The organism is Micromonospora sp. NPDC000121 (assembly GCF_042899165.1).
GTDB lineage: Bacteria > Actinomycetota > Actinomycetes > Mycobacteriales > Micromonosporaceae > Micromonospora.
Window position 1 is genome coordinate 191,000 of sequence record NZ_JBIAZP010000007.1, and the last position, 18,022, is coordinate 209,021.

At 69.9% G+C, this 18,022-nt stretch carries 14 protein-coding genes; 9 read left to right on the top strand and 5 right to left on the bottom strand.

Annotated features, from left to right (window positions below):
- Positions 1-164: 164 nt before the first annotated feature.
- The 3 genes from ACFY23_RS21105 to ACFY23_RS21115 all read right to left on the bottom strand — a co-directional run bounded on the left by ACFY23_RS21105 (position 165) and on the right by ACFY23_RS21115 (position 3,501).
- The gene (locus tag ACFY23_RS21105) at positions 165-1,094 is read right to left on the bottom strand and encodes an NAD(+)/NADH kinase (protein ID WP_350677883.1); all 930 of its coding nucleotides are present in this window, start codon (positions 1,092-1,094) and stop codon (positions 165-167) included.
- Between the two features lie 96 nt (positions 1,095-1,190).
- Positions 1,191-2,465 (bottom strand): glycosyltransferase, encoded by a 1,275-nt coding sequence (locus ACFY23_RS21110; protein ID WP_350677886.1) that lies wholly within the window; start codon positions 2,463-2,465, stop codon positions 1,191-1,193.
- 13 nt (positions 2,466-2,478) lie between these two features.
- Positions 2,479-3,501, bottom strand: coding sequence for a hypothetical protein (locus ACFY23_RS21115; RefSeq protein ID WP_350677888.1), 1,023 nt, complete (start codon positions 3,499-3,501; stop codon positions 2,479-2,481).
- Between the two features lie 326 nt (positions 3,502-3,827).
- Here ACFY23_RS21115 and ACFY23_RS21120 point away from each other — a divergent pair, with 326 nt between their 5' ends.
- The 5 genes from ACFY23_RS21120 to ACFY23_RS21140 all read left to right on the top strand — a co-directional run bounded on the left by ACFY23_RS21120 (position 3,828) and on the right by ACFY23_RS21140 (position 10,389).
- Entirely contained in the window at positions 3,828-4,772 is a 945-nt protein-coding gene (locus ACFY23_RS21120; RefSeq protein WP_350677890.1) for an NAD-dependent epimerase/dehydratase family protein, read from the top strand.
- A gap of 572 nt (positions 4,773-5,344) precedes the next feature.
- Positions 5,345-6,463: an acyltransferase gene (locus tag ACFY23_RS21125; RefSeq protein ID WP_350677892.1), complete on the top strand. Its 1,119-nt coding sequence runs from the start codon at positions 5,345-5,347 to the stop codon at positions 6,461-6,463.
- Between the two features lie 169 nt (positions 6,464-6,632).
- Positions 6,633-7,925 carry an oligosaccharide flippase family protein gene (locus ACFY23_RS21130; RefSeq protein WP_350677895.1) on the top strand — a complete coding sequence of 431 codons (1,293 nt, stop codon included), beginning with the start codon at positions 6,633-6,635 and terminating at the stop codon, positions 7,923-7,925.
- Positions 7,925-9,244: a glycosyltransferase gene (locus tag ACFY23_RS21135; protein WP_350677896.1), complete on the top strand. Its 1,320-nt coding sequence runs from the start codon at positions 7,925-7,927 to the stop codon at positions 9,242-9,244. The genes ACFY23_RS21130 and ACFY23_RS21135 overlap by 1 nt, the downstream gene beginning before the upstream one ends.
- Positions 9,241-10,389 carry a glycosyltransferase family 4 protein gene (locus tag ACFY23_RS21140; protein ID WP_350677898.1) on the top strand — a complete coding sequence of 383 codons (1,149 nt, stop codon included), beginning with the start codon at positions 9,241-9,243 and terminating at the stop codon, positions 10,387-10,389. The genes ACFY23_RS21135 and ACFY23_RS21140 overlap by 4 nt, the downstream gene beginning before the upstream one ends.
- Here the strand turns inward: ACFY23_RS21140 and ACFY23_RS21145 are convergent.
- Together ACFY23_RS21145 and ACFY23_RS21150 are read right to left on the bottom strand one after the other, a co-directional pair.
- Positions 10,338-11,630 carry an O-antigen ligase family protein gene (locus tag ACFY23_RS21145; protein WP_350819217.1) on the bottom strand — a complete coding sequence of 431 codons (1,293 nt, stop codon included), beginning with the start codon at positions 11,628-11,630 and terminating at the stop codon, positions 10,338-10,340. The genes ACFY23_RS21140 and ACFY23_RS21145 overlap by 52 nt on opposite strands.
- 177 nt (positions 11,631-11,807) lie before the next feature.
- Entirely contained in the window at positions 11,808-13,319 is a 1,512-nt protein-coding gene (locus ACFY23_RS21150; protein WP_350819218.1) for a hypothetical protein, read from the bottom strand.
- A 174-nt stretch (positions 13,320-13,493) separates the two neighbouring features.
- Here ACFY23_RS21150 and ACFY23_RS21155 point away from each other — a divergent pair, with 174 nt between their 5' ends.
- The 4 genes from ACFY23_RS21155 to wecB are packed head-to-tail and all read left to right on the top strand — an operon-like array spanning position 13,494 to position 18,011.
- The gene (locus ACFY23_RS21155) at positions 13,494-14,534 is read left to right on the top strand and encodes a polysaccharide biosynthesis protein (protein ID WP_350677906.1); all 1,041 of its coding nucleotides are present in this window, start codon (positions 13,494-13,496) and stop codon (positions 14,532-14,534) included.
- The gene (locus tag ACFY23_RS21160) at positions 14,528-15,655 is read left to right on the top strand and encodes an NAD-dependent epimerase/dehydratase family protein (RefSeq protein WP_350677907.1); all 1,128 of its coding nucleotides are present in this window, start codon (positions 14,528-14,530) and stop codon (positions 15,653-15,655) included. Before ACFY23_RS21155 ends, ACFY23_RS21160 begins: the two co-directional genes overlap by 7 nt.
- Entirely contained in the window at positions 15,652-16,890 is a 1,239-nt protein-coding gene (locus ACFY23_RS21165; protein ID WP_350677909.1) for a glycosyltransferase family 4 protein, read from the top strand. Before ACFY23_RS21160 ends, ACFY23_RS21165 begins: the two co-directional genes overlap by 4 nt.
- Positions 16,887-18,011: a non-hydrolyzing UDP-N-acetylglucosamine 2-epimerase gene (wecB, locus tag ACFY23_RS21170; RefSeq protein ID WP_350677912.1), complete on the top strand. Its 1,125-nt coding sequence runs from the start codon at positions 16,887-16,889 to the stop codon at positions 18,009-18,011. Before ACFY23_RS21165 ends, wecB begins: the two co-directional genes overlap by 4 nt.
- The last annotated feature ends 11 nt before the right edge of the window (positions 18,012-18,022 follow it).

The following is an 18,022-nucleotide window of genomic DNA, read 5'->3' on the forward strand; positions in this document are numbered from 1 at the left end:
AGGAACCCCGGGCCGTGTCGATCGGCCAGGACGGGGGCATGAATCGCTGACGACATCAGCTCGACAGGCCGCCGAAGACGAGTGGGGCGAGCCGGGCAGACGAGCGGGATGTGCGGGGACGTGCGGCAGCCGGAGGGGCGGGCCGGACAGGCAGGTGACGCCGGTCAGCGCGGCGGGGGCAACTCGCGGCGGTTGAGCCTCTCGCGGAGGCCCTCCGGCAGCAGCTCGCGGAGCTGGTCGGGGAGCAGCGGCAGGTCCAGCAGGCTCAGCTTGAGCTGGTTGCGCTCCTGGTAGCGCTGCGGATCCAGGCGGACGACCAGGCCCGCGTCGCGCCGGTAGCGCACCTGCACGACGCCCTCCGTCGCGGCATCCCGGATCACCAGGCCGTCCACCTCCACCGCCACCGGCCCGGAGCAGTCGCGCAGTTCCAGGTGGATCGTCTCGTCGGGGGAGAGCACCACCGCGCGGGAGATGCCGGCCATCGGGGCGGACGGGGTCACCACCACCGCGTCGGTCGCCGGCGAGACCAGCGGGCCGCCGGCGGCGTAGCTGTAGGCGGTCGAGCCGGTGGGGGTGCTGACCACCAGCGCGTCGCAGCGGTAGTACCCGTACTGCTGCCCGTCGACCGCGAGGGAGGCTTCGACGAAGCCGGAGCCGGGCTGGCGGATCAGCGCCACGTCGTTGAACGCGACGAGGTCGTCGCCGCACACGTCGCAGGCCAGGCAGCTGTGACTCTCCACCGTGAAGTCGTGCGCCACCAGCCGGTCCAGCGCGGTCGGCAGCTCCGGCGGCTCCACCTCGACCAGGAAACCGAGCTTGCCGACGTGCACGCCGAGCACCGGCCTCGGGTCGTGGACGGCCGAGCGCAACGCGCCGAGCATGGTCCCGTCCCCGCCGATCGCGATCAGCGCGTCCGACCGGGCGGCCACCTCGCCCACCGGGAGCGGCTCGACCGTGGCCGGCACCCGGTGCCGGTCCTCGGCGCGTACGGCCAGGGACATCCGATGTCGGGCGGCCCAGTTCACGATCGTGTCGACCACCGCCGAGACGTCCCGGTTGGGGTGCAGCACCAGCCCGAGCCGGCTCCGGTCCATGCCTACAGCTCACCACATCTCACGGCGTCCGGACGGGCGTACCGGAAGGTGCGCCGGGCTGTCTCGGCCGCTGTCAACGGTTCGATGGATCTGCCATCACCGCCGGTGGTGGGTCGGTTCCCGGCCGCGTCGGTCTTGGCTGCCCTCAGCGGGCTCACCGACCGATCTTCCGGACCCCACGCCCGCGCGCCGGCCCCGCGCCGTCAGCTCGTCGACGAACCGGCCGAGCGGAGCCGCCCACGCACGGTAGTCGAAACGAGTGTCAGCCAATGTCCGGGCGTTGCGGCTCATCCGGACCAGGTCGCCGGGGGATAGGGAGATCACCCGACGTAAGGCCGTGGCGAACGCCTCGGCGGAGCACGCCTCAACGACCACGGCGTTCTCCCCGTCGGTGAGGTACTCGCCGAGATCGCTGGTCAGGTTGACGATAGGGCAGGCGCCAGCCGCCAGGCTCTCCGGAACCTTGGACGGGAAGCCGGCCGCCGAGTATGTCGTGACCGGGCGGAGCAGCACGGTGAAGTGGGACTCGGCCAGCCGGTCCAGCACGTCGGCGCGCGAGATCCTGCCAAGGCAACGGACGGCCCCGCCGAGGCGCCGCATTTCGTCTTCGCCGCCAGCGATCGCGGTGACCTCCGTCGGTGAAGGGCCGGCGACGGTCAGCCGCACCCGGGACAGCTCGTCCGCTTGGAGCAGGCCCAGACCTCTTAGCACCGTCCCCAGATCGTCCTTGCCCTGGGGGGTGCCGGCGTAGAACACCTCGATCCGGGATGCGGTCGCTGGCGCCCGATGCGGGGGGAACGCCCGGACGTCGACCTGCGGTGGTATCCGGATGACGCGGCAGTGGCGCCGGGCCATTTCCATGGCGACCAGGCGGGTCACCGTGACCATGTCGCCTCGACGACAGAGCAGGTGGAACTTGTACACGAATTGCAGATACCGCGGGGAGAGCCGGCCCCAGCGGAACTGGGAGGGCTCGTGCCACTCCATGCAGTCGACGATCAGCGGCCGACGCCAGACGAACCGGCACATCAGCACGAGGCTGAGCGTCAGCGTTCCCTGCGTGGTGTAGAACAGTTCAACCCGATCCACGCCGTGCCGGCGGACGGCGCGGGCCAGCGTCAGGCCTTGGAACAACCGGGCCAGGATCCGGGCCGCCGGGCGTCCCGCGCGGTCGCGCACCGACGTGAACGGCAGGCCGTCGACCTCGTGACGGCCCCTGGGGGTGAGGAACCGTGGGTCGTAGACACCGTTGCCAATCACGAAGGGTGCGAATCCGGCCTCCCTGAACGTCTTGGCGAGGGAGAGGATCCGGTTCGCCGGCGCGTCGCCGTGGGGGAAGCGGTACATCCCCAGGAGTAGAACCTGACGCATGCTTGACCCTCGCTCAACTCGTCAGGTGCTCGTGGATCGCTTCGGAGAAGACCAGTTCGAGGTCGCACGGCTCGACCCGCTCCTCCCACCGGCCGCCGCGGTCCATCCAGTGCCGGGTGGACCGCTCTGCCGTGAGGGTGCCGAAGTGCAGGCACTGGAACTCTATGAGGTGGAAGTCGCGGCCGTCGTACCCGATGTCGAGGGAGAGGCACGGTGTGCCAATGATCTCCGCCGCCCCACGGGCATAGTCCAGCAGCTGGTCGGTTTCGATTTCGTCGGGGATCAGGCCGGTGAACCTTCCGCTCCCGCTGGCGCGGAAGTCCGCCGGTCTGTTCCGGCGGTAGAGGACGTAGTAGCGCCGGCCGTAACGCAGGACCTTGAAGTCTCCGTCCAGCCCGTCGACGAGCTGCTGCACCACGAACTTTCCCCGGTGCAGCGAAGATCGGGGGTAGTCCCGCCACAACACGCGCCTGCGCAACTCTCTGAGCACGTCCCCGGGATCCCACGTCCGGCTCAGTCGGCGCGCCGTACTCAGCAGTGTCCGCCGGTCGTCCGCCCTGGCCACCTGGCGTGAGCCGGCCCCGTACGCGGACTTCACGACCTTCGGCCAGCCGCCCTCGGGCTCCTGTGCCACCAGTTCCTCGTAGGTCCCGTACACGCGGGTGCCGAACGCCTCCGCATCCTTTGGAAAGAGCCGGTAACGGAGCATCTCCATCATCGACTTGTTATGGTGCGCCCGGAGGTACGGGAAGTGAGGGATCGGCTCTGCGCCGGACAGTTGCAGCGCGAGGATGACGTCCTCGAGGTAACTGCGGTAAGCCAGGCCGATGTCCTCGGACGACGTGTAGAGCAGGTGGACGTTCCGGTAGTCGCGCCGAAAGTCGACCTCGGAGAATTGGCGGGTCTCCACTTCGTGACCGAAATCGCGGAGAAGCCCACTTATCCGGGAAATGTTCATCGTGCACAGAGTCCGCTGAGTCGCCACGGTGGAGTGGAAGGCCCCTCGATAGTCCGTGAGAATCAGAATTTCGCTCATGATCAGCTTCCTGCTCATCGGCGGTCAGGTGGTCTGACCGTACCTGGCCAGATGCGGTAATTCGCGCATTCTCCAGCGCATCTGAGAACCTGCACGGCCTGGCGACGTGCGTGCTGTGCGGGAGCGTTCTCCATCCGGTCCTGCTCGACCAACCTCTGCCCGCCAACACCCCAGAAGCGGGGCCCTCGACGATGCCGGTCGGCGTGGCATTTCATGGGCGGAGCATCTGCATTCGCGCATCTCGGTGCGCCGTTCGTCGTTGATTCGGTCATAGGCCCGGCGGACCCGTCGGCCGTCACCAGCATCGCGCGTGAACAGGAGTGACCGTGAAAATCGTGGTGACCGGTGGAGCTGGCTTCATCGGTTCGAACCTGGCCCGGGCGCTCGCGGAGGTTCCGGAGGTCAGCGACATCGTCGCCGTCGACGACCTCTCGACCGGATCGCTGGACAACCTCCTCGACCTGCCCGTCCGCCTGGCACAGGGCAGCGTCCTCGATCCAGACCTGCTCGACGAGGCTGTCGCGGGGGCGTCCGCCGTCGTGCACCTTGGCGCGCTGGGATCGGTCCCCCGGTCGATCGACAACCCGCTGGGCAGCCACCACGCCAACGCCACTGGCACCCTGACAGTGCTCGAGGCGGTGCGGCGCCACCAAGTGCCGCAGGTGATCCTCGCTTCGTCGTCCTCGGTGTACGGGGCCAACCCGCTGCTACCCCGGGCCGAGACGCTGCGGCCGATGCCGGTCAGCCCGTACGCGGTCTCCAAGCTGGCTACCGAGGCGTACGCCCTTGCCTACGCCTCCTGCTACGGCACCGCCGTGCTGCCGTTCCGGTTCTTCAACGTCTTCGGACCGCGCCAGGCCGCCAACCACTCGTACGCCGCGGTGGTGCCGAGGTTCGTCTCGGCGGCGCTGGAGGGCCGGCCGCTTCAGGTGCACGGCGACGGCAACCAGACCCGCGACTTCACCTACGTCGGCAGCGTCACGGACGTGATCGTCGACGCGATCCTGCGTCGCGTCTGCGCCCCGGACGTGGTGAACCTCGCCTTCGGCGCGCGGATCTCGCTGCTGGAGCTGATCGCGGAGCTGGAAGAGGTGCTCGGTCGGCGGCTCGAGGTGGTGCACGGCCCACCACGCGCTGGCGACGTGCGCGATTCGCAGGCCGACTGCTCACGACTGCTGGAGCTGTTTCCCGCGGTGCGTCGGTATCCGCTCCGCGCTGGTTTGGCGGAGACCGTCGGCTGGATGTCGGGTCGTGTGCCCGTCGAACTGTGAAGCCCTCCTCGTCGGCCCCTGCATCCGCGGGCTGGCCGGTCCGACGGGATGGGGGCGACGATGACAGGTGCGGGAACATGGATCGCCTACGTGGCCCGTTTCGGTTCCCCTGGGGCGAGCCTGGCTCGCGATGCGTCTTCGGCCCGGCGCGGTCGATGGCCATGACCCGCTCGGACACGTTTGTGACCAGCGGTGAGAGCGGCCCGACGACGCCGGTCGCGGTCAGCGAGACTTCGGGGTCGGGCGTTGTGTGGCATATCGGCGCGGGGGAGGGTTTCTACCCCCGCCGCCAAGGCGTCATCGCGATCAGTTCCTTCTTAAAGCGCCGCTACCCGCGACGCGGCTGCCATTTCCTGCTAGTGGTGTTGCGGCGGGCGGTCATGCGTCCCCACCGTTCAGCGAGAGGAGATGCGCCTGGCGGAGCGCGTTACCGCCGAGTCCTCCTTCGACTGCCGACGGTTCGCTGATCCGCTCGCCGCGTTTCTCGATTCCTTTACCGGCGGCGGTAGGCGCTGGAGCGCCGGCTGCGTCAACTGTACGGACATGTCGATCGCAGGGAGACGACACATCATATGACGACCATCGTGCGCTCGGCGGCACGCCGAACCGGATCTGCACGACAGCAGGAGGGCAACTGCTTCGATCTGCTCCGACTGCTGGCGGCACTCGCGGTCGTCGTCCAGCACATCGTGGAGCACACGGGCAGTCGTTTCCTCTGGTATGAACCGGGCAGCGGCAGGTGGTTCGGCGACGGCGTTGCCGTGTTCTTCATCATCAGCGGCGGGCTGGTCTTCTCCTCAGCACTGAGGTGCCAGCAGAGTGGCCTTGGTTGGGCGGACTACTTCCGCAACCGGTTTCTGCGGGTCGCTCCGGCCATTTACGTCTATTTGCTGGTGATGACGGGGGTCCTCCTGCTCGTCGGCGTCATAGGCGTTCGGTCACTGGCCGACATCCAGTTCGCAGGCTGGTTCGGAAGCACCTTGTTGCTGGCGCCGGTCTACCATCCGTCGCTCTTCAGCGGCTTTGGTACGGGTGTGATCAACGGCAGCCTCTGGACGATCCCCGCCGAGATCGGCTTCTACTTGATCGTGCCGGTACTGGTGCTGCTGGCCGTTCGTCGCTCGTTCCGTGCGATGATGGGCAGCGCGGCACTTGTCGCCGTCGCAGGGTGCGGCCTGTACGCCTGGTCGTCGAGCCTGACAGGCGAGAACCGAATTCAGCAGCTACTCGGCGTCTCGGTCCTACCCTGGCTCGGCTACTTCATGCTCGGTGTCATGTGGTCGCGGCTGTGGCGTCAAGCGCCCCGGTCGGGTCTGGTCGCGCTCGTCGCGCTCTGCGGATACCTGACACTCAACTGGGCACAGCATCTGACCGGCTCCTCGGGACGGGTCGTGCTCGGTGTACTGGCAGGCGTTCCCCTGTCCTATCTGGTGTTCTGGCTGGGATATCGAGGGCCGGCCGCACTCCACGGGCTGACGGCCCGCATCGGCGATCTGAGCTTTGGGGCTTACATCTGGCACATGCCCCTCGTCAACCTCCTCATCTGGGTCGGCCGCGATCATTGGCCGGTGCGAGGCACCGCCCTGGTCGCCCTGATGATCGCCCTGACTCTCGGCTGCGCGGCTGCCTCCTGGCACCTGGTGGAGAAGCCAGCACTGCGACTCAAGCGCTACTCCGTCAGGGCAGCATGAGCGGGCGGCCTTGACCGGCGCATTGGGACTCACGCCGCGGACCGGTGGGTGAACCGTGTCCCTGTCTCGCGAGGAGGTGGGTGTACCCACGGTGCGGCCTGCACCGCCGACGATTGCGGACGCGGACGTCCTGCCCGCCCGTGACCGCCAACGGCGTCTCCTCACCGGCATGGCGGCCACAGTGGTTTGCCGAGCCATCGGCGTGGTGACTCCACTCGTGCTGATTCCGGTGATGCTGACGGAGCTCGGGCCGGAACTCTATGGACTGTGGGCGGCGATCGGCGCCCTGACCGCGATGGCGGCCTTCGCGGACCTCGGCCTCGGCAACGGCCTGATGACCAAACTCGCGCCCTGCTACGCAACGGGGGACGTGGCCCGGGCCCGTCGCTACGTGTCGAGCGCCTACGTCCTGCTCGCCGGGATCGCAGTCCTGATCCTGCTGTGCCTGTGGTCGAGCTCGTCGCTGGTGCCGTGGGCGGGGCTGTTCGGCGCGGACGGTGACCCGGCCGGGTCCGAGGCCGAGCCCTTCGTGCTCGCCTGCCTCACGGCCTTCGTCGTCAACGTGCCGCTCTCCCTGGTCGTCCGGGTGCAGTTCGCGTACCAGCAGGTGGCGCAGAGCAACCTGTGGCAGGCGCTCGGCGGCCTGTGCGCCCTGCCGCTCGTGTTGCTCGCCGTGCACCTCGACCTGCCGCCGGTGGGTGTCGTGACGGCCAGCGTCGCGGGACCGGTCCTGACGAACCTGCTCACCAGCTGTTGGGTGTACGGGCGAGCCCTGCCGCAACTGCGTCCTCGGCTACGTGCGGCCGATCGCGGCGAGGCGCGGGAGTTGCTGGCTCTCGGCGGGTTGTTCCTCCTGCTGACGATCGTCATGTCGGTGGCGAGCAACGCGGATGCGCTGGTGATCGCGCACGTGTTGCGGATGCGGGACGTCACCGACTTCGCTGTCTCCGCGCGGCTCTTCGCCCAGTTGGGAATCCTGGTCTCGCTGGTGAACGTCCCGCTCTGGGCGGCGAACGGTGAGGCACTCGCACGGGGCGAGATCGACTGGGTACGGCGGACCAGCCGCCGGATGACGATCCTGTCGTCCAGCATGGCGGTCGGTCTCGGGGGTGGACTGGTGCTCGTCGGCGGCCCGTTGATCGAGGCATGGGCCGGCGTCCGCCTCGACGAGGGCGGGTTGCTGCTTGCCGGACTGGCCGGCTGGTGGGTGCTGCTGGCCGCGATGTCGCCGTGCTTCATGGTGCAGAACGCCGCCGGCGTCGTCCGCCCGCAGCTGTTGGGGTGGACGCTCTACCTGGTCGTCTCGATTCCCCTCAAGTGGTACGCGGCCGGCAGGTACGGCGTGGCCGCCGTACCGATTGCCGGCACCCTGGTCTATCTGCTGACGGTGGTTCCAGGGGCTCTGTACGGATACCGCGCGGTGTTCAAGACCCACGCGGCACGAGCAAAGGAACCCAATTGATGACGGACGTGTCACCGCACCCGCGCGTACTCGTGGTGGGCGCCGAGCCCTTCGGGCACACGACCGGGACCGGGATAACTCTCTCCAACCTCTTCGGCGGCTGGCCAGCAGACCGGCTGGCGCAGGTCCACATCACCGCGACGACGCCCTCGACCGACGTGTGCCGGCGCTACTTCGCGCTCGACCCGCGCAGCGCGCCGGTCGACTACTGGACGCGCCGGTTGATGACGAGAAGTTCCCCCGGCGGCCCCCAGGGGCCGGTTGCCGGCACTGCCACCCCGTTGCGGGGGCGGACATGGCAGCACATGCGGGCGGTCGCGGATCTGAGCCCGCTCTTCCTTCCGCGAGAGCTGCGTAGCTGGGCCCGCCGGTACCGTCCGGACGTCGTCTACTCCGTGCTGGGCAGCGTCCGGGTCATGCGGTTGGCCTGCGGCATCGCTCGGCACTGCGGCGTGCCGTTGGTGCCCCACTTCATGGACGACTGGCCGACCACGCTGTACGCGAACGGCGAACTGCTCGGCCTCGGCCGGTGGGCGGTGGAGGCGCACCTCCGTGAAGCGGTGCGACTTTCCCGCTCCGGGCTGTGCATCAGCACCCCCATGGCCGACGAGTACCGCCGGCGCTACCGCATCCCCTTCGCCGCCTTCATGAACTGCGTGGACGGGACCGCCTTCGACGGGTACCGAGCAGGCGACGGACCGCCCGGCACGAGGTCGGCCGAGGGCACGGTGGAGTTCGTCTACGCCGGAGGCCTGCATCTGGGACGCTGGGCTGCACTGGCACGGATCGGATCTGCGCTGGAGCGCATCGCGCCGTCGGTCCCGCCGGCAAGGCTGACGGTGTACGCGCCCAAGCACGACCTGGAGCGGTACGCCCCGGCCTTCGCCGACCTGTCGGCAGTCCACCTCGCCCGATCCGTCGGCAGCACGGAGGTGGTTTCGATCCTGCGGAGCGCGGACGTCCTCGTCCACGTCGAGTCGTTCGCGCCCGATCTCGTGCGGTACACGCGCTTGTCGCTGTCGACGAAACTGCCGCAGTACCTGGCCGCGGGTCGGCCCGTCCTTGGGCACGGCCCGGCCGAGCTGGCATCGATGCGGCACATCCTGGCGGCTGACGCCGGACTGGTGGTGGGCGAGGAGAAGGTGGAGCCGCTGGTGGGGCGGATCGCGCAACTGTGCGGCGACCCTCTGCTCCGCCAGCGGCTCGGGGACAACGGCTACTCATACGCGAAGGTGCACCACTCACGACAGGAGGTGGCCTCGGAGTTCGCGGCCCATCTCGCCCGGGTGGCGGGCACGGCGGGGGAGGCCCGGCGGTGAAGCGTCCACTTCGGCTGGCCCTGGTCTCGCCGTTGCCGCCGCCGCTGGGAGGTATCGCGCGCTGGACCGCGATGATCGCGGGAGCCGTGCGGCACGCCGACGCCGATGTCGTCGTCGTGGACATCGCGCTCCGGGGCAGGTCGATCCATCAGACGTCGCTGGCGCGCCGGATCGCAGCGGGAGCCGTCCAGTTGACCCGAAGTTCGTGCGCGCTCGGCTGGGAAATGGTGCGACGGCGGCCCGACGTCGTGCACGCCAACACGTCTGGGCACCTCGGTGTGCTTCGCGACCTCGTACTGGTCCGGATCTGCCAGGCGTTCCGGGTGCCGTTCGTCTACCACATCCGGTTCGGCAGGGTGCCGGAGATCGCCGCCAGCGGTCGACGGGAGTGGCGATTGATGCGGCGGGTCATCGAACGGGCGTCAGCGGTGGTGGTCCTGGACGAGGAGACCGAGCAGGCGATACACGCCCACGCCGACCACCAGGTGCTCACTCGCATTCCCAATTGCATAGACCTGTCGGCGCTGCCGTCGCGCGCGCCCGAGGAATCCCGGCGCAAGCAGGTGCTCTTCGCGGGCTGGGTCATCCCCGCGAAAGGTGTCGAGGACCTGTTGGCCGCCTGGCACGACATCGAGACGACCGGCTGGGAACTGGTGATCGCCGGCCCTTGCGAGAGCGGTTACCTGCAGCGGATCCGGCCGTCCGCCCCCGAGCACGGCGTGACCTTCCTCGGTGAGTTGGCCGGGCAGGACCTGTTGGAACTCATGGCCGGCTGCGAGGTCTTCGTGCTGCCCAGCCATTCGGAGGGCTTCCCCAACGCGATTCTCGAGGCGATGGCGCTCGGGTGTGCGGTGGTGGCCACGGATGTGGGGGCGGTGGCTGAGATGCTGGGCGAAGGATGTGGCGTGGTGGTTCCGCCACACCAGCCGGATCGGCTCGCTGCCGCGTTGATGGCGGTGATGAGCGACCCGATCCACCGTGGCGAACTCGGCGGACGGGCCAGGGCGAAGGTGGCCCGGGAGTACGCGCTTCCCGCTGTCCTCGACCGGTACATGGCGCTGTGGCGCCGGGTCTCTGGGCGGCGCGAGGAGGGTCAGGCGGTCGTCCTGCCGGCCACCGAGACGGCGGCGGTCCGCCACCGCTGACCGTCCCGGCGCCGCCGGTGGCGGCCAGCCCCCGTCGATGTCGCGCTGCGGCCGGTCGGTAGTGCGGTCAGCAGCCCCAGGGTCAGCCAGGCGCCCAGGGCGACCTCCCAGTGCCCTGTCAGCCAGATCGGAGAGAGCGTCACGACGAACAGGCCCGCCCGCCGACGGGCGGGTGGGAAGCCCCTCGCATATGCCCCGAGTGCGAGCGCGAACACCGCCACGTATCCGAGCAGGCCCACCAGTCCGAGGTCGTTGCCGACAGTCAGCAGCAGGCTGTGCGCGCCCACCCCGAGGGGATTGACGAGCGGGTACGCGCCGACGCCGATGCCCAGCAACAGTGAATCCGACCAGCTCGCCGCCGCGTCGGGCCAGATGAGCAACCGACCGGACAGGTCACCTGTCGTCCGCTGTCCGAATCCGCTGTCGAACCCGAGCAGTATGTCCTGGCCCAGACCGAGTGGTACGAGCACGAGAAGCGCCGGAACGCCGACGGCCGCGACGGCCAGAGCGACCCGGGGCAGCACCTTGCTGACGGCCAGGTAGACGGGCACCAGGAGGAGAGCGACGAGGGCACCCTTGGTGCCGTTGAGTAGCACGCCCCAGGCCAGAACCGGCAGAGGGGCGAGCGTCAGGAGCTTGGTGAGACGAGCCTGCCCACCCACGGTGAGCAGCAGCGACGCCATCAGCGCGCCGGTCACCAGGGTGTACGCGGTGAAATTGAAGTTGATCCCTTCCACCCCGAATCGAACAGTCAGGTCCAAGGCGTCGGTGCGCTGAGGAAGGTCGCCCGTGCTCGCCTGTGTGATGACGTCCCGCGCGCGGACGAGGCAGCCGGTCAGGTAGCAGGCGGCCACCGTGAGCACCGACGACATACGCACGACCACATGCCGGGTGGCGACGAAGAGGAGAGCCGCCGAGGCGTAGTTGAGCGTCGCCCGAGCGGATGCCCCGTGGTCCAGACTCCAGATGGTGGTGGCGCCGGCCCACGCGGCGACGACCAGGGCCATGGCATCGGGGGCGCGCAGGTGTGGGAGACGTCCGCTGAACACGATCACGCCCACTATCAACGCGGCGCAGACGAGCGGGTGGTCCTGCGACCAGGCTGCCATGAACGCGGCTGCGCACAGCAGCGCGATCGCCGGCAGATCGGTGCCTCTGCCGGTCGTAGGCACGGGACGGAGCGGGTTAGGTTTCCATGTGTTGCGTGACTCCGCTGTCGTGGCTGCGAGGGGACTGGCCACACGCTCTCCTCTGCCCTGAGCAGGCCGGCTTGCTGCCGTCCCGTCACTCGCGGGTCGCGCATCCGGCGGACCGGATGCTGGCGCACCAGTTCTACCAGCGCGATCGGTGCAAGGTGGGCAATTCCGGAAGATGACCTGATGGATCGCCTCCGTGGTGTCCGCGCAACCTGCCGGGCGTCACCCGCCGACAGCGACCAGGCGATGTGGCGGCGCCTCCTCCGCCCGGCTGGCGACCGGCGTTCCGTCCCTCACCCGCGGCCCTCCAGAGGATGCGGTGAGCGCCGCCCATCGCCGGAGGCGGTCCGACACGGACAGCGCGCACAGGGACACGAAGGCGATCAGAGCCGGCCGGGTCTGGCCGAGCTGGTTGTTGGCCGGTACGAAGGCGATCAGCAGCGCCAGTTGGCAGAACAGCGCCATGGACAGCAGGCGTCGTTGCCGGATCGCCTCCCACCAGAACTTGGCCAGGAACCATCCGACGAGCGCCATGAACGCGATGGACCCCGGATAGGTGAGGTCCGATGCAAGCCACGGGAAGATGGTCGACCAGTACATGCCGTCCGGCCAGCCGGTTGCCGCCTCCGTACGGGCGGTGTACCGATCGCTGTGCCGCGGGTTGATGCCGGTGTACTGCTCCAGGTAGCTGCCGAGCGCCGGTGACGCGCCGAGGCCTCGGGTCCATTCGAAGGGCACGCTGAGGTTGTGGCTCAGCCCGAGGTAGCCGTGGGTCGGATAGGACAGGGTCACCGCCAGCCCCGCGGCGAGGTCATCGCCGACCAGCTGGGCGACCACGGGATTGCCCGCGATCGCGGGCCCCTGCCCCGAGGTCCTGGCGCGGTCGATCTGGTTGAACGACATGTAGCCGACAAAGGCCAACAGCACGGCCGTGCAGGCCACCACGTGTCGCCATCCGCTCGTCCGGCCGGCGGGTCGCGACCGGATCGGTCGTAGGGAGCGGTAGCCGAGCAGCAGGAGATAGCTCGCCCCCCACCAGATCAGCATGTCGCCCAGGCCCTTCAGGATCCCGATCGCCATGAAGTACAGCGTGTACGTGGCGATGCTCGCCAGCACGTACAGCTGGAGTGGCCTGCCGAGGCTGGCCCAGAACCAGACCGCGAGGGGAATGAGCAGGGGATACAGCACCGCGAGCAGGGTCAGCACCTGCACCGGCCGGGAGAACTGTCCTTCCTGCTGCAGCTGGTGGAAGTACCGTTCGCCGGGGTGGGTCACGGCGTGCGCCAACTCGATCGGGCTGGACACGCCGATCAAGCCGAGCTGGGCGATCCCCAGCAGGAGGACGTAGGTGGCGCAGACGGCCACCAACGGACGGGGAGCCTGCTGGGCTGCGAGGTCTTGAACTGGGGCTGCCCGCATGCCGCCCTGCCGCAGGACGCAGGCGGCGTAGCCGAGGCAGAGCGCGGCGACGGCAGCGAGGACGAAGAGCGTCAACCGCACCAGGTCCGGACTCTCCGCAGCTCGCCCGATGGTGAGAAAGAGGGCGAAGGTTCCCAGCAGATATGCGGAGGCGAGCTTGAGAGGCGCCCAGGCGCTGGTCGCCCGGCGAGGGGCGGTTGCGTCCGGGCTGGCTCCGCCGTCGATGGCGCGCCACCGACCGATGACCGGCTTCGTTGGCAATTGCACCAGGATGTTATAGCAAATCCCAAATGTCCTGTTTGAGCTTTGGGTCATTCGGCGGCCAGAGCTGCCACGCAACGAGGCGGAGCTGCGCGGTCGGTGCCTGTTCGTCCCGTTTGGCCGTTTCCCGGTCCCGGGCCGGCTCGTTGCGGGGGATGTGACTGCCGCCGCCCCGTGACCTGCGGCGCGGCCGTCGCGATCCGCCAGCAGCGAGACGGGGAGCAACCAGTGACGTATTCGACCACCGGCCGCCGGGTCCTCATCACCGGCGGCACGGGTTCCTTCGGCAAGACGATGGTGCGGAGGCTCCTCGACCGCGGCGTCGGTGAGGTCCGGGTGTTCAGCCGTGACGAGGCCAAACAGGACGACATGCGCCGCATGCTCGGCGACGACCGGGTCCGCTACCACGTCGGGGACGTGCGCGACTACGACTCGGTGCTGCGGGCCAGCCGTGGCATCGACTACATCTTCCACGCGGCGGCCCTGAAGCAGGTGCCCTCGTGCGAGTTCTTCCCGCTGGAGGCGGTGCGGACCAACATCCTGGGCAGCGCCAACGTCGTCGAGGCGGCGGAGCGCAACGGGGTGGGCTCGGTGGTGGTGCTGAGCACCGACAAGGCCGTCTACCCGGTGAACGCGATGGGCATGAGCAAGGCCCTGATGGAGAAGGTGGCCCAGGCGCACGCCCGGAACAACCCGCACAGCGCGACCACGATCTCCTGCGTCCGGTACGGCAACGTCATGTACTCGCGCGGCTCGGTGATCCCGCTCTTCATCGAGCAGATCAAGGCGGGCCGGGCGCCCACGGTGACGGACCCGGGAATGACTCGCTTCCTGATGTCGCTGGCCGACTCGGTGGAGCTGGTCGAGCACGCCTTCCAGCACGCCCGGCCCGGCGACATCTTCATCCGCAAGGCCGCCGCCTGCACCATCGGCGACCTGGCCGAGGCGGTCTGCGAGCTCTTCGACGTGCCCGCCAAGCTCGACGTGATCGGCGTACGGCACGGCGAGAAGCAGGACGAGACGCTGGCGAGCCGGGAGGAACTCGCCCAGGCCGAGGACTTCGGCGACTTCCTCCGGGTGCCGCTGGACGCGCGCGACCTGAACTACGCGCTCTACGTGGACGAGGGCGAGCTGGGTGCGGGGCCGGCGGAGGACTTCAACTCCGCCAACGCGCCGCGGATGGGCGTACCGGAGATCATCGAGCTGTTGAAGACGCTGCCGGAGGTCCGCGCGGAACTGGCCCTGCGGGACCCGGTGCTGGCATGCTGAGGCTCGCGGTCACCGGAGCCGGCGGCTTCCTGGGCTGGCACGTACGGGTACTGGCGCGCGTCCTCGGCTGGCCGGAGCCGGTCGTCGTCACCCGGGCAGACCTGGCCGACCCCCAGCGGGTCGCGGCGAAGGTCGGCGGGGTCGACCGGGTGCTGCACCTGGCCGGGGTCAACCGGGGCGAGCCGGCGGACGTGTCCGCCGGCAACGTGCAGCTCGCCGCCCAGCTCGCGCAGGGTCTCAAGCACTGCCCGACACCGCCCGGGACGGTGGTCTTCGCCAACTCGGTGCAGGCCGGCAACGGCACGCCCTACGGCGACGCCAAGGCCGCCGCCGCCGGCATCCTGGCGGACACGGGACTGCCCGTCGACGACGTCCTGCTGCCGAACCTGTACGGGGAACACGGACGGCCGTTCTACAACTCCGCGGTGGCCACGTTCTGCCGGCTGCTCGCCGAGGGCGGGCAGCCGGAGGTGCACGGCGACCGCGAGCTGAGCCTCGTGCACGTGACGGACGCGGCGGCCCGGCTCGTGGGCGCCCCGGCCGGCGGGTCGTGGGATCCGGCCATGCCGGCGCTGCGGATCGGCGTGCGGGCCCTCGCCGACCGGCTCGCCGACGCCGCCGCCACCTACCGGACGGGGGAGATCCCGGCGCTGCTGGACCGGCACGACGTGCGGCTGTTCAACACGTACCGGTCGCACTGCTTCCCCGCGCACTATCCGCTGGCGCTGCCGCGCCGGGCCGACGCCCGGGGCGAGCTGGTCGAGACGGTCAAGGCGCACGGAGGAGGCGGGCAGACCTTCTGCTCCACGACCCGTCCCGGCGTCACCCGGGGCGAGCACTTCCACCTGGCCAAGATGGAGCGCTTCGTCGTGCTGCACGGGACGGCCGAGATCAGTCTGCGCAGGGTCGGCGACACCGAGGTGGTGCGGTTCCCCGTCTCCGGCGACGAGCCGGTGCTGGTGGACATGCCCACCATGTGGGTGCACAAGCTGGTCAACACCGGATCGGACGAACTGGTCACCCTGTTCTGGACGAACGAGGTGTTCGACCCGGGCCGGCCGGACACCTGGCCCGAGCCGGTGGAGGGTCCCCGGCCGGAGCAGCCGGTGGTCGCCGCGTGAGGATCGGTCTGGTCAGCCAGTGGTATCCGCCGGAAGGAGTGTTCATCCCCGGCAACCTGGCGCGCCAGCTGGCGGAGCGGGGCCACGAGGTGCGGGTGCTCACCACCTTCCCGAGCTATCCGTACGGCCGGATCTTCCCGGGCTGGCGGCAACGCTGGCGGCACACCGAGGCCGACGGCCCCGTGGCCGTCCGGCGCGTGCCCACCTACCCCAGCCACGACACGTCCGCCGCCCGGCGTGCGCTGAGCCACCTCTCCTTCGGGGCCAGCAGCGCGCTGGGCGGCACCCGTTGGTTGGCCGACGCCGACGTGACCTACGTGTACCATCCGCCACCCACGTCGTTCGCCGCGGCGGCGATCGCCCGTGCGGCCCGGCGTACGCCGATCGTGCTCCACGTGCAGGACCTGTGGCCGGAGTCCGTGCTCGGGTCCGGCATGGCGCCCACCGGTCGGACCGGCCGCGCGTTGCAGCGGGGCATCGCCGCGCTGATGCGCGCGACGTACCGCCTGGCCAGTGCCGTCGTGGTGATCTCACCTGCGATGGCCGACCTGGTGGTGGCCCGCGGCGCGGATCCCGCCCGGGTCCGGGTGGTGTGGAACTGGACCGACGACGCGCTGTTCCGGCCGGTGCCGGCGACGGACGAGGCCCGCGCGGTGCTCGGGCACCGGGGGCGCTGCACCGTCATGTTCGCCGGCAACATCGGACTGTTGCAGGGGATCGAGACCGCGATCCGGGCCGCGGCCGCCGCCCGCGACCGGGTCGACCTCGTGCTGGTCGGCTCCGGCGCCGGCGAGGACGCCGCCCGGCGGCTCGCCGCCGACCTCGGCGCCGACAACGTCCGCTTCGTCGGCCGGCGACCCGCCGCGCAGATGGCCGAGCTGTACGCGGCCGCCGACTGGCAGCTCGTCTGCCTGCGTGACCTGCCCGCACTGCGCGGCAGCATCCCGTCGAAGCTGCAGGCCGCCCTGGCGTGTGGCGCCCCCGTGATCGCCTCCGTGGGTGGTGACGCGGCCGCGCTGGTCCGCTCGGCCGGCGTCGGCCTGGTCGCCCCGCCCGGGGACTGGCGGGCGCTCGCCGCGCGGTTCTCCGTCGCGGCGGCCGAGTCCCCGGTGGCCCTTGCGGAGCTGGGTCTGCGGGCCCGGCGCGTCTATCAGGAGCGCATGTCGCTGCGGGTGGGTGTGGACCAGTTCGAGGACATCATGAGCAAGCTGGCAGCAGAGAGAGGACGGGCATGACCCGGATCATGACGGTGGTCGGCACCCGACCCGAGATCATCCGGTTGTCCCGGGTGATCGCCCGGCTCGACGACACGGTGGATCACCTGCTGGTGCACACCGGGCAGAACTGGGACAGCACGCTCTCCGACATCTTCTTCAAGGAGTTGCGGCTGCGCGAGCCGGACCGGTTCCTGCGGGTGGACACCTCGTCGCTCGGTCGCGTGCTGGGCGGCGTGCTGGTCGGCATGGAGGCGGCGATCGCCGAGACACGACCGGACGCGCTGCTCGTGCTCGGCGACACCAACAGCTGCATCGCCGCGCTGATGGCCCGGCGGATGCGGGTGCCGGTCTACCACATGGAAGCCGGCAACCGCTGCTTCGACCTGAACGTGCCGGAGGAGACGAACCGGCGGCTGGTCGACCATGTCGCCGACTTCAACCTGGTCTACACGGAGCACGCCCGGCGCAACCTGCTGGCCGAGGGCCTGCACCCGCGCCGGATCCTGCACACCGGCTCCCCGATGCGGGAGGTGCTGGAGCACTACCGGTCGGACATCGCCGCGTCGGCGATCCTCCGGCAGTTGGACCTCGTGCCCGGCCGGTACTTCATGGTCAGCGCGCATCGCGAGGAGAACGTGGACCAGCCGTCTCGTCTCCGGCGCCTGCTCGACTGCCTCCGGGCGGTCCGTGACCGGTGGGGGCATCCGGTGCTGGTCTCGACGCACCCCCGCACGCGCAAGCGGTTGGAGGCGCTGGCGCCGGACGCCACCGCCCTCGAGGGGATCGCGTTCCACGAGCCGTTCGGCCTCTTCGACTACGTGCACCTGCAGACCAGGGCCCACTGCACGCTCTCGGACAGCGGCACGATCAGCGAGGAGGCGGCGATCCTCGGCTTTCCCGCCGTGACGCTGCGCGAGTCGATCGAGCGGCCCGAGGCGTTGGACGCCGGCGGGATCATCATGACGGGGCTGGACCCGCAGGGCGTGGTCGAGGCGGTCGAGGTGACCGTGGACCAGGTCGCCGCCCAGGGGGTGCCGTGCCCGGTCGACTACCAGGTCCCGGACACCTCCCGTCGGGTGGTCGACTTCATCCTCTCCACCGTTCGACGGCACCACGACTGGGCGGGCATCCGCCGCTGAAGTACGACATG

What these genes read in the sequence shown, in the direction of transcription:
- ACFY23_RS21105 (WP_350677883.1), bottom strand. Translation starts at nt 1,094, where the DNA reads ATGGACCGGAGCCGGCTCGGGCTGGTGCTGCACCCCAACCGGGACGTC.
- ACFY23_RS21110 (WP_350677886.1), bottom strand. Translation starts at nt 2,465, where the DNA reads ATGCGTCAGGTTCTACTCCTGGGGATGTACCGCTTCCCCCACGGCGAC.
- ACFY23_RS21115 (WP_350677888.1), bottom strand. Translation starts at nt 3,501, where the DNA reads ATGAGCGAAATTCTGATTCTCACGGACTATCGAGGGGCCTTCCACTCC.
- ACFY23_RS21125 (WP_350677892.1), top strand. Translation starts at nt 5,345, where the DNA reads ATGACGACCATCGTGCGCTCGGCGGCACGCCGAACCGGATCTGCACGA.
- ACFY23_RS21130 (WP_350677895.1), top strand. Translation starts at nt 6,633, where the DNA reads ATGGCGGCCACAGTGGTTTGCCGAGCCATCGGCGTGGTGACTCCACTC.
- ACFY23_RS21135 (WP_350677896.1), top strand. Translation starts at nt 7,925, where the DNA reads ATGACGGACGTGTCACCGCACCCGCGCGTACTCGTGGTGGGCGCCGAG.
- ACFY23_RS21150 (WP_350819218.1), bottom strand. Translation starts at nt 13,319, where the DNA reads ATGACCCAAAGCTCAAACAGGACATTTGGGATTTGCTATAACATCCTG.
- ACFY23_RS21160 (WP_350677907.1), top strand. Translation starts at nt 14,528, where the DNA reads ATGCTGAGGCTCGCGGTCACCGGAGCCGGCGGCTTCCTGGGCTGGCAC.
- wecB (WP_350677912.1), top strand. Translation starts at nt 16,887, where the DNA reads ATGACCCGGATCATGACGGTGGTCGGCACCCGACCCGAGATCATCCGG.